Below are 16,125 nucleotides of genomic sequence, written 5' to 3'. Positions count from 1 at the left end.
CCTATCTCCTCTCCACTTTTGCCAGATGATTCAGTCCAAAATCATTATGATCCAGTGTCAGATTCGGACTGTAATATGGATCACCCTTTTTCAGGAAATCTTTCCACCTTGTCTGAAACAGATTTACTTCTCCGTGGAAACGTTCGATTTTCTCTTCCGTATCTTCATATCCTCTTGACTTGGATTCATAATGAATCAGTTCCGCATATGGATCATATACGATCAGATATCCGGCTTTTCGTATTTTCAGGCACAGATCTACATCATTAAATGCCACCGCAAACTTCGAGTCAAATCCTCCAACTTCTTCATACACCCGTTTTTTCATCATCATACAGGCTGCGGTCACCGCACTCAGATCATGGACCACCTGCGCCCTCGCAAAGTATCCCGGCGAATCTCCGTCTATGCCAAGGAATGCATGTCCTGCCACTCCTCCAAGTCCGATGATCACTCCTCCATGCTGAAGCGTTCCATCTTCGTAATACATTCTCGCTCCGACAGCACCTACATCCTCCCGCATACAATAGCTCAACATTTCTTTAATACAGTCATTGCCGATCATTTCTGTATCGTTGTTCAGAAACAGCAGATATTCGCCGGTCGCATGATCAATTCCATACTGATTGATCTCCGGATAATTGAATCCTTCTCCTTTCCAGTACAGAACCTTAACTTTTGGATACTCATGCATGATCCTTCTATAATCTTTAAACGTTTTCTTTTTCTGGCTGTTATTTTCTATAACAAGAATTTCTATATTCTCATAGGTATTTTTTTCCCGGATCGATCGCAGGCATTTGATCAGATCATCTGTGTGATCTTTGTTTGGAATAATAACCGATATCTTAGGTGTTTGTTTTACCGGATATTTCGTCCGGTACATTCCCGGATACTTCGTTGGAATGACTTCTGCTTCAATTCCCATTCTTCTGTAATGCGCTCTTACCGCTTTTGCACCTGCATCCACAATATAGGATTTATTGTCTGCACTGCCTGCTGTAGATCCTTCGCATGCTCGCCAGTGATATAGGATTTTCGGTATATGCCGGATCTTATCGGTCTTCTCAACACACCGGAGTACAAAATCATAGTCCTGTGCACCATCGTATTCGCCGTTCAACTTTCCTGCCGCCTGATATAATTCCTTTTTAACAACCACCAGATGACAGAAATAATTTGTTGTACAAAGCATATCTGGATTAAAATCCGATTTGAAATGAGGGAAGAAATACTCTTCTCCATCCATCGTAATCTTATCTTCATCCGTATAAATAAGCTCTGTATCCGGATATTCATTCAATTCTGCCACACACTCATACAATGCGTCCGGTGTCAGCAGATCATCATGATCCATAAAAGCGATATAATCTCCCGTTGCCATATCCAGTGCCACATTTGTATTATCCGAAATATGCAGTTGTTTTTTATTGTCCTTCACCCGGATTCGGCTATCCTTCTTTGTGTATTCTTCCAGAATCCCTGCAATCGACGAATCTTCCCCGCTTCCATCTGAAAGACAGAGCTCCCAGTTCTGATAGGACTGTCCTCTTACAGAATCCAGCATTTCCCGCAGATATCTTTCCGGTGTCCGGTAAAGAGGAACAACAATCGAAATCTTCGGCATCCGGGTAAATTGCTTTCTCTTCTGCCGGTACAGTCTGATCCTGGACGGCTCATGTCTTCGCAGCCATTCTTCATACTCTGTACCGTTTTTCCCACTCAATTTGTCACCCGCCCTGATAAACGCTGCACGGATTCCAAACTGACGATAATAGATTCTGACTTTGCGAAAATCATCCAGCATTTTCTGACGTCGCAGTTTTCTTTTGAGATTCATGATCTCTTCCGCATTTTTCTCTTCTTCTTCAAAGCATACTTCCAGTTTTCGCGGAATACCTTCCTCATAAAATGCCTTAAACCCGGCAATCTCTTCCTTTTTACATTCCGGATACTCTCGCAGCACATCCAGACGCCGGATTTTTTCTTCTTTCATCTCCAGTTCATTCTGATTCTCATCCAGAAACCGAATCGATGCATTTTTCCTTCTATAATACCATCCCTCGACTGAAAATCCTTTTTCTTCAGTATTCACCTTATCTATGCTGTTTGCCAGCCATTTCTCCAGATTCTTCAATTCACTGACTGCAAAGGTCTTCATCAATTCTTCTTTTCCACGATACGACTGCAATACTTCCAGTCTGGACGCTTCTCTCCAGTCTTTCGGAAGATGTATCCAAAGAAAAAACTGTTTGGTTATAAGTCTTTTTCTTATCTTACGGAACTTCAACGGATGAAGACGGATTCCATCCGTTGTATAAAATAGTTTCTTTCCATCCAGCCGGATTTCAATCCGGTTTCCATCTGGTCTGTTATCCAGAAAATATCCCGTAATAAGTAATCTGTCTTTTTCTTTTACATGAAACCGACATGTTGCGATATAAAAAGCATTTTCCATTTTTCAAATCCTCTCACTTCCACACTATCTGGAAAATAACCAGTTCAAAAACTGAAAGAAAACACAGATATACAATACTAGCAGCAGAAATACGCAAAATGTTTCTATATCGAACCGATATGTAACCGTCTTTAAAATTAAAGTTCCTTCACTTTCTTCACTATTTATTTTCAAATTTGTTCCTTCCTCTGATGTCTTTTCCGTATAAAGTGCAATAGAATCTTTTTCAAATACTACTTTATACGCCTTCCCCCTGCATCTGGTTACCGTATCAAACGAAAATTCATTGAATTTGCCCGTTTTTATATCTCCCACCTTCTTCACAGATTCCGCAACCGTTTCTCCATTTTCACAATCCTGAAGATAAATTCGGATCTCTGCTTCTGGATCTTCCTGCAAATTCTGGCATTTCACCTGAATTCCATCCAGCGAATCTTCCTCACAGATAAACTCCTGTGTTATCTGACTCTGTGATCCGTCCAGCATGATATACTGATCATTTTCAACCGTCCGGTCATAAATCGCATGGGTCTTATGAATATGTCCATAAATAAATGCAATCAGAATCAGTATAATAACTGCTGCCATCTTTTTTATTTTTTTCATTTTTCCCTCTTATTCTGCTTCCTGATATTCTCTGCACAACTCATCTGCATCCCCGATACTGCGAACTCTTCCATGTTCCAGCCATACAATTCGGCTGCACAGATTTCTCACCTGCTCCATATTATGCGAAACAAACAAAATCGTAGCTCCATTCTCCTTCATCCGGTTAATTCTTGCTTCACATTTCTGCTGAAAATGGAAATCGCCTACCGATAATACCTCATCCACGATCAGAATATCCGGCTGTCCGATTGTTGCTACCGCAAACGCGAGACGCGAAAACATTCCCGATGAAAAATTTTTCACCGGTACATCCATAAACTGGTACAGTTCTGAAAACTCTACAATCTCTTCATAGTGCTTCTCCAGATATTCCCTGGTATATCCAAGCAGCGTCCCGTTCAGAAATACGTTCTCCTTTGCAGTCAGGTCAAAATCAAACCCTGCTCCCAGTTCGATCAGCGGCGCGATCACACCGGAAGTCTTAACGCTGCCACAGGTTGGTTTCATGACACCGGCAATGATTTTCAACATCGTACTTTTTCCACTTCCGTTTACACCGATCAGTCCCAGTGTTTCTCCTTTATAGACTTCAAACGACACATCCTGCAGTGCCCAGAAATCCTGATAGGTAATCTTTTTCTTTACTCTCTGTATAAAATATTCCTTAAATCCATCAAATTTCTCTGATGCCAGACTGAATTTGATGGAAACATCTTCTACTTTTACAATTACTTTTTTCTCCATCCTTACTCCTACAAATCAAAGATAAAACCATCCTGATGCTTATAAAAAAACCAGCATCCCACTCCAAGACACAGTACAGCTTCTGCTGCTGTCACCAGAAGCATCACCAGACCTGGAAGTCTGCCATAGATCACAACATTCCGGAACATGATCAGAATACTGGTCAGAGGGTTTATCATTACCAGATGGTATAACCATTCCGGCAGAATCGACATTGGATAGATAACCGGTGTCAGATACATCAGCACTGCCATCAGCACCGAATACAAGTGCAGAACATCCCTGTATTTCACCGCAATCGTCGCCAGAATCAGTCCAATCCCCAGAGCCAGAACCACCAGCAAAAAAAGTGGCACAACTGAAAGAAGCATTGTCCAGTGAAGCTCCGCACGCATACCGATCATAATCAGAAATAACGCTGCACAGGATGCCATCAGATTGATCAGACTGGAACACACCCTTGACATCACGAATACATATTTCGGTACATACACCTTCTTTATCAGAGATGCACTCCCGATAATTGCTGACATTGCATTTGTCGTAGCGTCATTGAAAAAGTTAAAAATAACCTGCCCACATAACAAATACAACGGAAAATTCTCTATATCAAATTTAAACAGATTTGAGAAAACGATGGATAAAACCGTCATCATAAGAAGTGGATTCAGCAGTGTCCATAAAACCCCCAGTATGGAACGCCGGTATTTCACCTTCACGTCTCTTGAAACCAGTTCTTTTAAAAACGGCTTAAATTTGACAAAATTTTGAATATAAACTGACATATTTTCTTCCCCTTTAAATTATAATTATATTATTTTTTCAGTCTTTATTCAATCAAATCCCTTACACTTATCATTGATTTTCTCTATTTCTTTTATTGATTTTCCGAATAAGTAAAGGAGTCTGCATAAAGCAGACTCCCTAACGGACATCCTTATATAATTTTGCAATCTCTTCTGCCGGAACACCATCCCGGTACATGGCTCTCAGCCGGTTCATAAGCCACATTACTTTCAGCTTTTCGATTGTATTTCCGCCAAATCTTCTGTCTGAAGTATAAATCCTGTGTCTTGTCATCCCGAGCGGAATCCCTTTTTCTTTGAGGATCAGTGAAAACTGATAATCCTCCAGAATCGGCATCTCCGGAAATTTTCCCACTTCAAAAAACAACTTCCGGTCAATGAAAATCCCCTGGTCTCCAAACATTACTTTTCTGTCTTTAATCCTGTGATTGGAGATCACCCTGCAGGTGAACATAAAAAAGTTATATGAATGAAATGCAATTCCAAAACACCCTGCCCGGTATTTTTTCATTACAGTCTCAATCTCTTCTAATGCTGTAGGTGGAACTTCACTGTCGCAGTGCAGGAAAAAAAGTACATCTCCACTGCTTTCTTCCGCTCCCATGTTCATCTGCTTTGCCCTTCCTTTCGGGGACTGAATCACCGGATACCGGTCCTTCAAAAGTGCCAGTGTTCCATCCGTGCTTCCCCCGTCTACAAACAGAATCTCACATCTTTCATTCAGCGGCTCCAGTGTCTCCATCAGCCTTTCAATTGTCGATTCTTCATTGTATGTTGGTATAATAATTGATATTTTCATCTCTACTTCACGGTTTCAATTTCTACGTTCATCCAGGTATCATACAGATTTCTACGGAACTCGTCCGCATCTCTGATCACCGGGATCTTGAGGGTGCAGTTCTTTTTCGTTTCATCCTCTGCCAAAATCAATCTTCCCTTTGTAAGCTTTTCTGTTGACAGCTGCATGTCCACTCTCTGTATCTCAAAAAGTTCCGGATGCATCAAGTAAGCCGCAGCAATCGCATCCCAGTTATAATATCCGGGAATTCCATATTCATCCCAGTTATTGTCAAACCAGTAATCCGTCTCATTCTTGATCAGCCTTACAACTCCCTTACTCAGATCCGAAAGTTCTCTTTCATACTCTTCTCTTGTAAAAAGTACCTTCAGGCAATTATTACCCGTAATAACCGCAACATCCGTTCCACTGGTAAGTGTCGTATAAGTTGCCAGCGGATCACAGGAGAAATTAAGTTCATCCATTTCCCGCTTTGCAAAGATCAGTGGTTCTGTTGTTCCTCCCATCAATACGATACTCTTCACCTGATGAAAAAACTCAGGATTGTGTTTCCAGGCTCCATAAAGATTTGTCACGGAACCCGTCACCAGAATTTCCAGCTCCCCGGCATATTTTTCTGCCATCTCGGCAAGATAATGTGCCGCTTCACTTTCGGTTTCTCCCGGTGTTGCTCCACCTTTGTAAACGCGCAACTCGTCATGCCCGATTTTCTTTACAAACTTCTTTGTATTTTCGTAAACCTTCTCTAGCGTATTGTTCCCATAAGTTGTCGTCACTCCCAGGACCTCTGCTTCCGGATCCCCCAGAAGATACAGCAGTGCCAGTCCATCATCTACATCACACCCGTTAATTCCAAACGTACAGTCACAATCATGAATTATTTTTCGCATACCATTCTCCTTTTATCACTTCTGAAACAAAATCCCCTGTCTTTCATCAATTTTGATGCCAACCAGTTCTCCTGTTTTTACCCCCAGTTTCATCCAGTCACGGTGAAGCATCCATACTGTCAGCTTTCCATCTGCATACTTCAACAGGATTTCTGCTGTTTCCCCCTCAAACATAACTTCTTCAATCTGATACATTCTTTCCGTCTCATCTACGGTCAGCGTGATCGCCGATGGTCTGACCATCAGTTCATACTCTCCTTCCGCTTTCTGCGTCTCAAATGAAACTGCCCGGCTTACGAATCTGCCATTCTCCACTTTCCCAAAAATATAATTTGTCTGTCCCATATAATCTGCCACCGCTCTGGACTCTGGATGGTAGAACATCCTCTCCGGCTTATCATGCTGAAGCACTTCTCCAGCTTTCATCAGAGCGATCCGGTCAGACACTTTCATCGCTTCTTCTTTATCATGCGTGACCATAACGACCGTAAGCCCCATCTCATGATGCAGCTTTCTTACCAGATCTGCCATCTCGCACCGCAGATTCTCATCCAGGCTTGAAAATGGTTCATCAAGAAGAAGAATTTTCGGATCTGCCGCAAGCGCTCTTGCCAGCGCGACCCTCTGACGCTGTCCACCGGACATTTCCCGGATCTTACGCTTCTCAAATCCTTCCAGCTGGACAGCTTTTAACAGTTCTCCTACCTGCGCCTGCTTATCTTTTTTCGGGATTTTTTTCAGATCCATCGAAAAGCTGATATTCTGTTCTACCGTCATATGCGGAAACAGTCTGAGATCCTGAAAAACAATCACGGTTCCTCTTTTTTCCGGTGCAAGATTTGTAATCGATGTGTCATCGATCCGGATATCCCCTTCCTGCGTTTCAAGAAGACCTGCAATGCTTTTTAACAGTGTTGTCTTTCCGCAGCCTGAGGCGCCAAGAAGCGAAACAAATTCTCCCGTTCTAATCTCCAGATTTATATTCTTCAGTATTCTTGTCTTTTGTAAATCTACACAAAGTTCTTTAATTGTAAGACTCATGTGCTCCTCCTGCCTAATAATATTCTACTTCCTGTGCCTTTGTAAAACGTCCCACGATCCATTCCAGTATTCCAAACACCAGAAGCATGATCACCAGGAATATCACACTGTAAATGCTGGCAAAATTACGTTCTCCGCTTCCGAGATATGGAACCATGACGATTGCAAATGTTTTGACATTTCCCCCGCCGATCATCAACGTCAAGAAATACTGACTGAACGAAACAACAAATGCCATCGAAAACGCAGAAAGCATGACCGGAAACAGATTCGGAAGTGTCACTTTAAAAAACGCCTGAAGCGCACCAGCCCCCAGAACTCTTGCCTGCTCCTCCAGCTTTACCCCAATTGCTCTTGTTCCATCCTGCATCAGCGTAACTGCATACGGAAGAGAACAGATCAGATGGACAATAATGACTCCCTGAACGGTTCCGCTTAATCCACATTTGATAAAGGTAATCTGAACCCCCATCGCAAACACGGTTCCCGGAACAAGAAACGGAAGCATCGACATAAATGAAAACAGCCGCTTTCCAAAAAAGTCATAGCATTCCAGCGCCCTCGCCGTCATTGTTCCAATCACAACCGACAGGAACGCGACCGAAGCCGATATGAAAAGACTGGACATACAAAGTCGCACAAGCTGCTGCCTGTTTCTCAGTATTCCATTCACCGCTCTCATAGAAAATTTCTGTGGTATGAGCGACGGCCACGCCCATCTCTCAGTTCCCACCCAGACAAGGATTGTAAGGATCGGTACGATAACCAGGAAAATAAAAATGCCTATGATCAGGCCTTCCCAGATGTTCTTTTTTCTTTTCATCTTCCTATTCCTCCTAACCTGCCAGCTTCTTCGTGCTCCGGCGAAGTAATATGTAATATAAAACTGCTGCAATCAGAGAGATCACGATCAGGATTCCATTGATCGCCATCGCATACGGTCGCGCCCGCAGATCCGGCTTGGTATATTCCAGATAAGCCAGAACCGGCAGCGCCTTTGGTGTCGTTGCTCCAAGTATGAACGGCAGCTCATATGCTCCAAGTGCAAATACAAAGATGATCAGGAAACCACTGAGCACTGTATTCATACATAAAGGAAGCGTTACTTTCATGAAGGTCTGAAGTTTATTCGCTCCAAGATTGGCCGCTGCTTCTCCAAGACTGCCATTGATATTCGCCATCAGAGCAATCACAAAATAGATTATGAATGGAATTTCCTTCCACAGATAGGCAAGAATTACACCAAGTCCATATCTGTCATAGATCAGCATCGGAAACTGCTGCTGATCCGTAATCAGTCCTGCATTTGCAAGGATTCTCGCAAGGATTCCATTTTGCGAAAGAATGTTTACAATAAAGAGTGCCACAACAACATGGGGAACAATGATCGGAATCTGAACGATCCGCATAATGATTCCGCGCACTTTTCCGGCACTCACCAGAACTGCACACAGAAATGTTCCTGTTACTGTGGCAAGAAAAGCCGACATAAATGCAATGTACATACTATATTTTAATGACTGCAAAAGATCCGGCCTTGTCAGTACCTCCTTATAATATTTCAGCGTCGGTTCCGTTAACCCAAAAGCTGGAATCACCCCTAAACTTTGGATGATTCCAGTTCCCAGACCAATAATAAAAACTACGCCTAATATAAGTTGCGGCACCAACAGTATATAAGGTGTCATTTTTTTCTTCATTTTATTTTCCTACTACTTCCTCTGCCCAGATCTCTTCGATGATCGGTACAAGTGCGGAAGGCATTTCCGGAAGACGTTTTGATAAAAGTTCATCCTGAGAGATTACTCCCTTACCGATTTCAACTTTATCAAATGCTTCTTTCTGTGTATCGTTTAATTTTTTGTAATCTACAACCGGAATGGTACGGATCTCTGTGAAACGATCTGCCTGTACTTCCGGATCCATCATCTCGTTGATTGCTACCTGGGCTCCTGCTACGTTTCCTGAATTTGCTGCAATTGCAATGTAATTTGTATTTCCAATTGTTCCTTTATCGAACTGGAAGGATTGAGATGTTTCTGTGTAAGTACCATTTTCAATATTGGTAGCTGTTGAATATGCACTGTAAGAGATATCCATTACAACTTCTCCGTCAGAGTACATATTGGTCAGTGCCGTAGAATCCTTCGGGAAAGTCTTTCCTTCATTCCACAGGTATGGATTCAGTTCACGCAGATATTCAAGAGCTGGCTCAATTGCTGCTTTTACAGTCTCTTTATCAGCTTCCATATCCATGAACTGTTCATATCCGCAGATATCGTAAATCACATTACGAACAAATGCACTTCCTGTAAAGTCAGGTAATGCAGGATAAGTTACTTTTCCTTTGTTCGCTTTGCAGAACTCCATGAACTCATCTGTGTTTGTCGGAAGATCCGGTGTTACTGCTGTATCTGCGATCATAACAAGCTGTGCTTTTCCGTATGGAGCTTCATATCCCTCAATCGGAAAGCAGAAGTCTGCATTTGTCTCTTCATCATCTGTATCAATATAAGACTGGAAGTTCGGAAGTTCTTCTGCAAACGGTCCGTAAAGCATGTTGTTTTCTTTACAGGTCTTGAAGTTTTCTCCATTAATCCAGATCATATCGATATCGCCATCTTTTTTATCTGTTGAAATTTCACCGGAAAGCTGACTTAAAATCACATCAATATCCATCGGTACACGTTCCAGTGTGATGTCATATTTTTCTTTCAGACGCGGTGCATAGTAGTTGTCAAGCCAGTCATTTAAGCTATCATCTCCGCCCCATCCGTAAAATGTAACGGTTGTACCCTTGGCTGCATCCACCATTTCATCGAAGCTCATATCCTCTACGGCTTCGGTTGTCTGCTTGGTTTCTTTGTTGTCTGCTTTTTCTGTCTTTGCGCTGTTTCCACATGCTGTTAAGGAAAACGCCATCACAGTACTTAAAAGCAGCGCTGCAATTCTCTTTTTCATTAAAATTTTCCTCCTTCATTTTCTCCGTCCTTCATTATAACAAATTATTAACAAAAAGCACGCTGTTTTTCATTCCTGCTTTGTTGTTGCCCCGCAACACTTCGTTTAGCTATTGTAATTTTCTATATACTTATAGAATTTTTCTACCGATGATTCCATTGCTCTGTCCTTCAGCGTAAGAAGACCGATTTCCCAGATCATATCATCTTCTGCGAAAGGAATCATGACTAGCCCCTCTGTATTCATATCTTCATGGACAAAGTCAATCGTCACAGAAATCCCTCTCTTCAGCCGGCACATTTTATAGCAGAGATCAAATCCATTTGTCTCAAATACAATATCCGGTTCAAATCCCCGGTTCCAGCATCTGCTCTGAATAAACTCATTGAGTTTAAAACTGCTGTTTTCAAGATAAAGAGGCTCGCCTTCCAGATCCAGAATAGTTGCTTCTCTTTTTTTCGCCAGAGAATGTTCTTCATAGACCAGAAGCCCCAGACTGCATTTTTTTAAACTTTTCATATCAAAACAATCTCCTGCAAATGGTCCAATCGACAATGCCACATTCCCTTCTTTGTCAAGCAGCATTTTCTCTACGATCCGATCCGGATATTCCATATAAGAAAATGTCACATTCGGATATTTCTTCTGAAATTCCAGAATACAGTCTGGCGTCAGGTAACGCAGGATATCATAGGCAACCAGAAGTTCTACTGTCCCTTCCTCACTCGCACGTATCATATCAATTTCTTTTTTCAATTTGTCATATTCGCTAAGAACCGTATTCGCATAATCATACAGCCTCTGTCCGCTCTCTGTCAGTTCTATCCCGGAGGCAACCCTGTCAAGCAACGTACATTCCAGTTCATTTTCCAGATTTTTCAGTACACGGCTGAGTCCCTGTGGTGACATAAAAAGCTCTTTTGAAGCCCTCGCAAGACTTCCTCTTTGACAAATCATCCGAAATTCCTCTAATTCTTTAATCGTCATTCTTTTCCCACGACTCCCCTATTTAAATTTACATTTTGCCCGATTCAAAATAGGTGTTTTCCCAAGAGGTACCTTTTCATCGATTCCCATAATAAGCGGTAGCAAATGCTTTGCATCTTCATATCCTCTCCTTCTGAAACTACAGATGCACGAAGCGCAATATGTATAAAGTTCCGGCTCCCTCGATGCTTTTACACGGTCTGTCAGTGCCTGTGCCACATCCGCTTCTTTTCCAGCTGCGCATCCACCAAGCCCGCAACACTGTACATCTCTGAATGCATCTTCTACCTTTCCGACAAGGAATGGCTTCATATCATATTCAAACTTTCTGTCTTTTCGGTCCGGACATGGATAATACATTGGAATCCTATCTTTTTGATAAATATTTCCAATTTTAAGCTCTGCCATTTTTTCGTAAACACTGATAATCTCCGCATCCAGTCGTCCTTTTAAAAAATAATAGCAGTTCGGACATGCCATGATCACCTGTTCTACTCCTGACTCTTTTAATTTCCAGTTGATTCGCTCAATGATCCCCGCTGCCTCTGAAACAAGTCCCAGTTCTTCAATCGGTTTCCCACAACAGTCATATACAACTCCCACATCATATTTTGCGAATTCTTCCACCAACTTATCTGTCGTTTTCGGAAAAAAAGACGGAAAATTACATCCCGTAAAAAAAACTGCTTTCTTTTTTGAATGGCGGTAATTTGCAAATTTGTACGGATTCTTTTCTAAGAGCAGTCCGTCATATGAATTATCAAGAAGCTTCCCACCTCCGTCTTCAACCAATTTTCTCCGACTGTCAAGTGCAATCTCTTTTCCATCAATTCCTTTTGGACAGACACACCCGCAGGTTCCACACAAGAAACAATGATATGCCAGCTCCGGTTTTTCTTTTAATACCGGCAGATCAATTCCGTATTTTTCCAGAAACAGACAACTTCTGGTACATTTTCCACAATGGATACATGCATCCAAATCCCACTTATTCATAATTTTTATCCAGCTTTCCTTTCAGTCCCAGTTCCAGATAATCAATCGTAATTGGACAGTTACAAATTGCTCCCTTTTCAATATCCTCATACAGGTGGTACAAATCTCCCTTATCATCCACATCATAATACATCTGACCTACCGCCGTAGAGAGCTTCTCATTTCTCATGTGCTGTAAGGTATCATAAATAACTGTATTCGTTCCGTATCGTTCAATTTTCCATATAGAATCATATTCTTTTTTCATTCCGATCAGATAGTACCCTCCATCAAATGTAGGATGAATCACAATATCTTTTCCCCCAAGATTATCAAATGCATTTTTCAGTGTTTCCGGGTGAATCTGCGGAATATCTGTCCCGATCAGAATTACTTTCTCATACCCCATTCTCAGTACGATTCCAATCGCATTCTTCATCCTTTCACCAAGATCATCACCAAATTGTGGAAGACATACTGTCTCATTATCAAGAACTTGCTGTAGTAGCTTCTTTTCATCCTTTGGTGTAAAAAACACGAAAATATCCGCATCCACCTGCTTTGCTTTTTCATATATATCCTTTACAAAGCAGGCATGCAGACGCGCGCACTCTTCCCCAGTTAGAAAAGGCATCAGCCTGGTCTTTGTCTGTCCTGGTATCGGCACCCTCGTAAATAAAATAAGTGCATCTTTCATCTATAATATTTCCTCCAACATTTCAATCACACTTCCCACTACTTTAGGACAAAAATCCAGCATTCTGCCACTCGAAAGTGCTTCTTCAAGCTGTTCCGGAAGCGATACATCATAGCCTAGTAACTCTTTGCAACTGTTTGTTGCAAACTTTTCCAGAAACAATGCTCTAAATTCTGCATATTTGTTCATCATTTCTTCTTTTTGCCGAAGCAGAGTATTCACATCCCAGTGTCCATATTTTAATCCAACAACCATGATTGCTCCGGTAAATGCACCGCATGTATCCCCATGCATCATTCCACCTCCAAAACAAGCCGAGACTTTATTCGCCATCTCTTCCGTAATCCCAAGTCTCTCTGCGAAATAAGACAGAACGACCTGAGAGCAATCATATCCTTTTATAAATTTTTCCCGAATCATACTTTCTTCTATCATTTTTCTCTCTCCTTTGTCATCTTACATCACTTTTTCATTCTAACATCAAACCAGTCCTATTTCTATAGATTGTCTTATCGTATTTAACTATAATTTGCTCGTCTTATTTATAAATCAAATAATTCGTGCCTTTTACAAAAAAATCCCTCATCTGCGGTTTCCCGCAAATGAAGGATTTCTTTTACTTTATTCAATTCTTACAGTAATCCACCGATTGATAAGAATAACGGTGCAAATACAAGTGAAACAATTGTCATAAGTTTAATCAGGATGTTGATAGACGGTCCTGATGTATCCTTGAACGGATCACCTACTGTATCACCAACAACTGCTGCTTTGTGAGCTTCGCTTCCTTTTCCGCCATGATGTCCTGTTTCGATGTATTTCTTAGCATTATCCCATGCTCCACCAGCGTTGGACATGAAGATTGCCATAAGTACACCTGTAACAAGTGCTCCGGAAAGTAATCCACCGAGGGATTCCACACCAAGAACGATACCAACGATCAACGGTACTACGACTGCCATCACACCCGGAAGCAGCATTTCGTGAAGAGCTGCTGTGGTAGAGATTGCAACGCATGATGTATAATCCGGTTTTTCTTCACCTTTCATAATGCCCGGTTTTTCACGGAACTGGCGTCTTACTTCTTCGATCATCTTGTATGCAGCCTTTGATACAGACTCCATAGTAAATGCTGAGAAGAGGAATGTAAGCATACCACCGATAAAGATACCGATGATTACTCTGTAGTCAAGAAGGTTGATTGCTTCAAGACCAACTGCCTGTGCATAAGATACGAAAAGTGCAAGTGCGGTAAGGGCTGCTGATCCGATCGCGAATCCCTTACCCATAGCTGCAGTTGTATTTCCTACTGAGTCAAGCTTATCTGTGATTTCACGAACAGATTCATCCAATCCTGACATTTCTGCGATACCACCTGCATTGTCTGCAATCGGTCCGTATGCATCAACGGCAACTGTGATACCTGTTGTAGAAAGCATACCTACTGCTGCAAGTGCGATTCCGTAAAGTCCTGCAACTAAGTAAGATACAAAGATACCTACACAGATCAGGAGAAGCGGGATTGCTGTAGATTTCATTCCTACCGCAAGACCACTGATGATTGTAGTAGCTGCACCAGTCTCTGACTGTTCTCCGATTCCCTGAACCGGTTTGTAGTCTGCTGATGTGTAGTACTCTGTGATGTTACCGATGATCACACCAACAACCAGACCTGCGATAACGGCAATTGCCGCACTCATCTTTCCGAAGAGTACATTACTCAGTACAAGTGCTACAACAATAACTACGCTAGAAGCTGCATAGCTTCCCTTTGTGAGAGCTTTCTGTGGATTCGAATTCTCATCACCTTTCACAAAGAAGGTTCCGATGATAGAAGCAATCAGACCACATCCTGCGATCGCAAGCGGATAAAGAACTCCGGATACAGCTCCTGCTGCTGCTCCAAGAGTCAGTGCTGATACAAGTGAACCAACATAAGATTCAAAAAGATCAGCTCCCATACCTGCAACGTCACCTACGTTATCACCTACATTGTCAGCGATAACAGCCGGGTTACGCGGATCATCTTCCGGGATACCTGCTTCTACTTTACCAACAAGGTCTGCACCAACGTCTGCTGCTTTGGTGTAGATACCACCACCAACACGGGCGAAAAGTGCGATTGAAGATGCACCAAGGCTGAATCCTGAAAGCACATCTACGTTCTTTGTAACAATGTACACAAGGCTTACGCCAAGTGCTCCAAGACCTGCTACGCACATTCCCATAACGGCCCCGCCAGAAAAAGCGATTGATAATGCTTTATTCATTCCGCTTTCTTTTGCTGCGTTAGCAGTTCTTACGTTCGCTTTTGTAGCGACTGTCATACCACAGTATCCTGCAACTGTTGAGAAAAGTGCTCCAATTACAAAGCATACTGCTGTTACCCAGCTGATACCAAATCCGATCAGTACAAAAAGTACTACTACAAAAATGACCAGAATCTTGTATTCAGCCATGAGGAAAGCTCTTGCGCCCTCCGCGATTGCGCCTGCAATCTCTTTCATGCGGTCCGTACCTGCATCCTGTTTTCCTACTTTACCAGCAAGATATGCTGCAAATAATAAAGCAATAACAGCTGCACTCGGGACCAGATACATGTAATTATTCATTTCTTGTTCCTCCCTGAATTATTGTACCTCTAAAGACAATATCATAAAAAGAACAAGAATGCAAAACAATTTTTTGAATTTTCAATAAGTTTTATTTTGTTTATCTATAAATGTGGTCTTTCTCTATTTTTTTAATTTGTATCTCACCGTCCACATTCCACTTGGATTTACACAATATCAAGATATGTTTTTTCCGAGGTGCCGGAAAAGCAGCATCTAATCTGGCATATTCCTCCTCTGTCAAATGAACCTTTCCCGCCTCCAAGTTCTGCAGTACATGTTCTGCCTTTCCACTTCTTGGAATGGCAATCACATCCATTACTCAGTTTTATCTCCTTTTTATTCATGATTTCCACTCCCTGCATTTTGTTTTTCTGTTCCTTACTGTCTGTTTTTACTATCTTATGATATGAGTGTCAAAAGTAAATTTTGCCACTCACTGATGTAACCGGATTGCTTCATTGCTTATTTGTGCGAGCACAAACGCAATTGATACTTTTGACACTTACATCATATTATAGGAAATATCCCACTTTTTGCAAATGT

General features: G+C 41.8%; 15 protein-coding genes and 1 pseudogene. All 16 read right to left on the bottom strand.

Going from position 1 to position 16,125, the window contains the following annotated elements:
* Position 1 precedes the first annotated feature (1 nt).
* Complete coding sequence (locus tag PG418_RS01690; RefSeq protein WP_270246924.1) at positions 2 to 2,458, bottom strand: glycosyltransferase family 2 protein; 2,457 nt, start codon at positions 2,456 to 2,458, stop codon at positions 2 to 4.
* Positions 2,459 to 2,482: 24 nt separating this feature from the next.
* On the bottom strand, positions 2,483 to 3,064 hold the full coding sequence (locus PG418_RS01685) for a hypothetical protein (protein WP_055247767.1): 582 nt from the start codon (positions 3,062 to 3,064) through the stop codon (positions 2,483 to 2,485).
* Between the two features lie 9 nt (positions 3,065 to 3,073).
* On the bottom strand, positions 3,074 to 3,811 hold the full coding sequence (locus PG418_RS01680; protein ID WP_270246922.1) for an ABC transporter ATP-binding protein: 738 nt from the start codon (positions 3,809 to 3,811) through the stop codon (positions 3,074 to 3,076).
* 8 nt (positions 3,812 to 3,819) lie between these two features.
* Positions 3,820 to 4,596, bottom strand: a complete 777-nt coding sequence (locus PG418_RS01675) for an ABC transporter permease (protein ID WP_270246921.1) — start codon at positions 4,594 to 4,596, stop codon at positions 3,820 to 3,822.
* 139 nt (positions 4,597 to 4,735) lie between these two features.
* Positions 4,736 to 5,413 (bottom strand): annotated as a pseudogene (locus PG418_RS01670) (TIGR04283 family arsenosugar biosynthesis glycosyltransferase); the annotation flags it as partial.
* A 5-nt stretch (positions 5,414 to 5,418) separates the two neighbouring features.
* Positions 5,419 to 6,306: a nucleoside hydrolase gene (locus tag PG418_RS01665; RefSeq protein WP_270246920.1), complete on the bottom strand. Its 888-nt coding sequence runs from the start codon at positions 6,304 to 6,306 to the stop codon at positions 5,419 to 5,421.
* Positions 6,307 to 6,321: 15 nt separating this feature from the next.
* A complete protein-coding gene (locus PG418_RS01660; RefSeq protein WP_270246919.1) occupies positions 6,322 to 7,347 on the bottom strand; it encodes an ABC transporter ATP-binding protein in 1,026 nt (341 codons plus the stop codon).
* 13 nt (positions 7,348 to 7,360) lie between these two features.
* Positions 7,361 to 8,170: an ABC transporter permease gene (locus tag PG418_RS01655; RefSeq protein WP_270246917.1), complete on the bottom strand. Its 810-nt coding sequence runs from the start codon at positions 8,168 to 8,170 to the stop codon at positions 7,361 to 7,363.
* 13 nt (positions 8,171 to 8,183) lie between these two features.
* Positions 8,184 to 9,047, bottom strand: a complete 864-nt coding sequence (locus tag PG418_RS01650; protein ID WP_055158570.1) for an ABC transporter permease — start codon at positions 9,045 to 9,047, stop codon at positions 8,184 to 8,186.
* A gap of 1 nt (position 9,048) precedes the next feature.
* Positions 9,049 to 10,308, bottom strand: a complete 1,260-nt coding sequence (locus PG418_RS01645) for an ABC transporter substrate-binding protein (RefSeq protein ID WP_270246916.1) — start codon at positions 10,306 to 10,308, stop codon at positions 9,049 to 9,051.
* Between the two features lie 105 nt (positions 10,309 to 10,413).
* A complete protein-coding gene (locus PG418_RS01640) occupies positions 10,414 to 11,295 on the bottom strand; it encodes a LysR family transcriptional regulator (RefSeq protein ID WP_055158573.1) in 882 nt (293 codons plus the stop codon).
* Between the two features lie 18 nt (positions 11,296 to 11,313).
* A complete protein-coding gene (locus PG418_RS01635; RefSeq protein WP_195488118.1) occupies positions 11,314 to 12,291 on the bottom strand; it encodes a heterodisulfide reductase-related iron-sulfur binding cluster in 978 nt (325 codons plus the stop codon).
* A complete protein-coding gene (locus PG418_RS01630; RefSeq protein WP_022221077.1) occupies positions 12,284 to 12,967 on the bottom strand; it encodes a TIGR04282 family arsenosugar biosynthesis glycosyltransferase in 684 nt (227 codons plus the stop codon). Before PG418_RS01630 ends, PG418_RS01635 begins: the two co-directional genes overlap by 8 nt.
* A complete protein-coding gene (locus PG418_RS01625) occupies positions 12,968 to 13,402 on the bottom strand; it encodes a C-GCAxxG-C-C family protein (RefSeq protein WP_270246915.1) in 435 nt (144 codons plus the stop codon).
* A gap of 197 nt (positions 13,403 to 13,599) precedes the next feature.
* Positions 13,600 to 15,579, bottom strand: coding sequence for a sodium-translocating pyrophosphatase (locus tag PG418_RS01620; RefSeq protein WP_498836965.1), 1,980 nt, complete (start codon positions 15,577 to 15,579; stop codon positions 13,600 to 13,602).
* 167 nt (positions 15,580 to 15,746) lie between these two features.
* Complete coding sequence (locus PG418_RS01615; RefSeq protein WP_270246913.1) at positions 15,747 to 15,926, bottom strand: hypothetical protein; 180 nt, start codon at positions 15,924 to 15,926, stop codon at positions 15,747 to 15,749.
* Between the last annotated feature and the right edge of the window lie 199 nt (positions 15,927 to 16,125).

Origin of the sequence: Bariatricus sp. TF06-38A (genome assembly GCF_027690675.1) — a bacterium.
Lineage (GTDB): Bacteria > Bacillota > Clostridia > Lachnospirales > Lachnospiraceae > Allocoprococcus > Allocoprococcus comes.
This window is presented reverse-complemented; position numbering and strand designations above follow the sequence as displayed.

What these genes read in the sequence shown, in the direction of transcription:
- PG418_RS01690 (WP_270246924.1), bottom strand. Translation starts at nt 2,458, where the DNA reads ATGGAAAATGCTTTTTATATCGCAACATGTCGGTTTCATGTAAAAGAA.
- PG418_RS01685 (WP_055247767.1), bottom strand. Translation starts at nt 3,064, where the DNA reads ATGAAAAAAATAAAAAAGATGGCAGCAGTTATTATACTGATTCTGATT.
- PG418_RS01680 (WP_270246922.1), bottom strand. Translation starts at nt 3,811, where the DNA reads ATGGAGAAAAAAGTAATTGTAAAAGTAGAAGATGTTTCCATCAAATTC.
- PG418_RS01675 (WP_270246921.1), bottom strand. Translation starts at nt 4,596, where the DNA reads ATGTCAGTTTATATTCAAAATTTTGTCAAATTTAAGCCGTTTTTAAAA.
- PG418_RS01665 (WP_270246920.1), bottom strand. Translation starts at nt 6,306, where the DNA reads ATGCGAAAAATAATTCATGATTGTGACTGTACGTTTGGAATTAACGGG.
- PG418_RS01660 (WP_270246919.1), bottom strand. Translation starts at nt 7,347, where the DNA reads ATGAGTCTTACAATTAAAGAACTTTGTGTAGATTTACAAAAGACAAGA.
- PG418_RS01655 (WP_270246917.1), bottom strand. Translation starts at nt 8,170, where the DNA reads ATGAAAAGAAAAAAGAACATCTGGGAAGGCCTGATCATAGGCATTTTT.
- PG418_RS01650 (WP_055158570.1), bottom strand. Translation starts at nt 9,047, where the DNA reads ATGAAGAAAAAAATGACACCTTATATACTGTTGGTGCCGCAACTTATA.
- PG418_RS01645 (WP_270246916.1), bottom strand. Translation starts at nt 10,308, where the DNA reads ATGAAAAAGAGAATTGCAGCGCTGCTTTTAAGTACTGTGATGGCGTTT.
- PG418_RS01640 (WP_055158573.1), bottom strand. Translation starts at nt 11,295, where the DNA reads ATGACGATTAAAGAATTAGAGGAATTTCGGATGATTTGTCAAAGAGGA.
- PG418_RS01635 (WP_195488118.1), bottom strand. Translation starts at nt 12,291, where the DNA reads ATGAATAAGTGGGATTTGGATGCATGTATCCATTGTGGAAAATGTACC.
- PG418_RS01630 (WP_022221077.1), bottom strand. Translation starts at nt 12,967, where the DNA reads ATGAAAGATGCACTTATTTTATTTACGAGGGTGCCGATACCAGGACAG.
- PG418_RS01625 (WP_270246915.1), bottom strand. Translation starts at nt 13,402, where the DNA reads ATGATAGAAGAAAGTATGATTCGGGAAAAATTTATAAAAGGATATGAT.
- PG418_RS01620 (WP_498836965.1), bottom strand. Translation starts at nt 15,579, where the DNA reads ATGAATAATTACATGTATCTGGTCCCGAGTGCAGCTGTTATTGCTTTA.
- PG418_RS01615 (WP_270246913.1), bottom strand. Translation starts at nt 15,926, where the DNA reads ATGAATAAAAAGGAGATAAAACTGAGTAATGGATGTGATTGCCATTCC.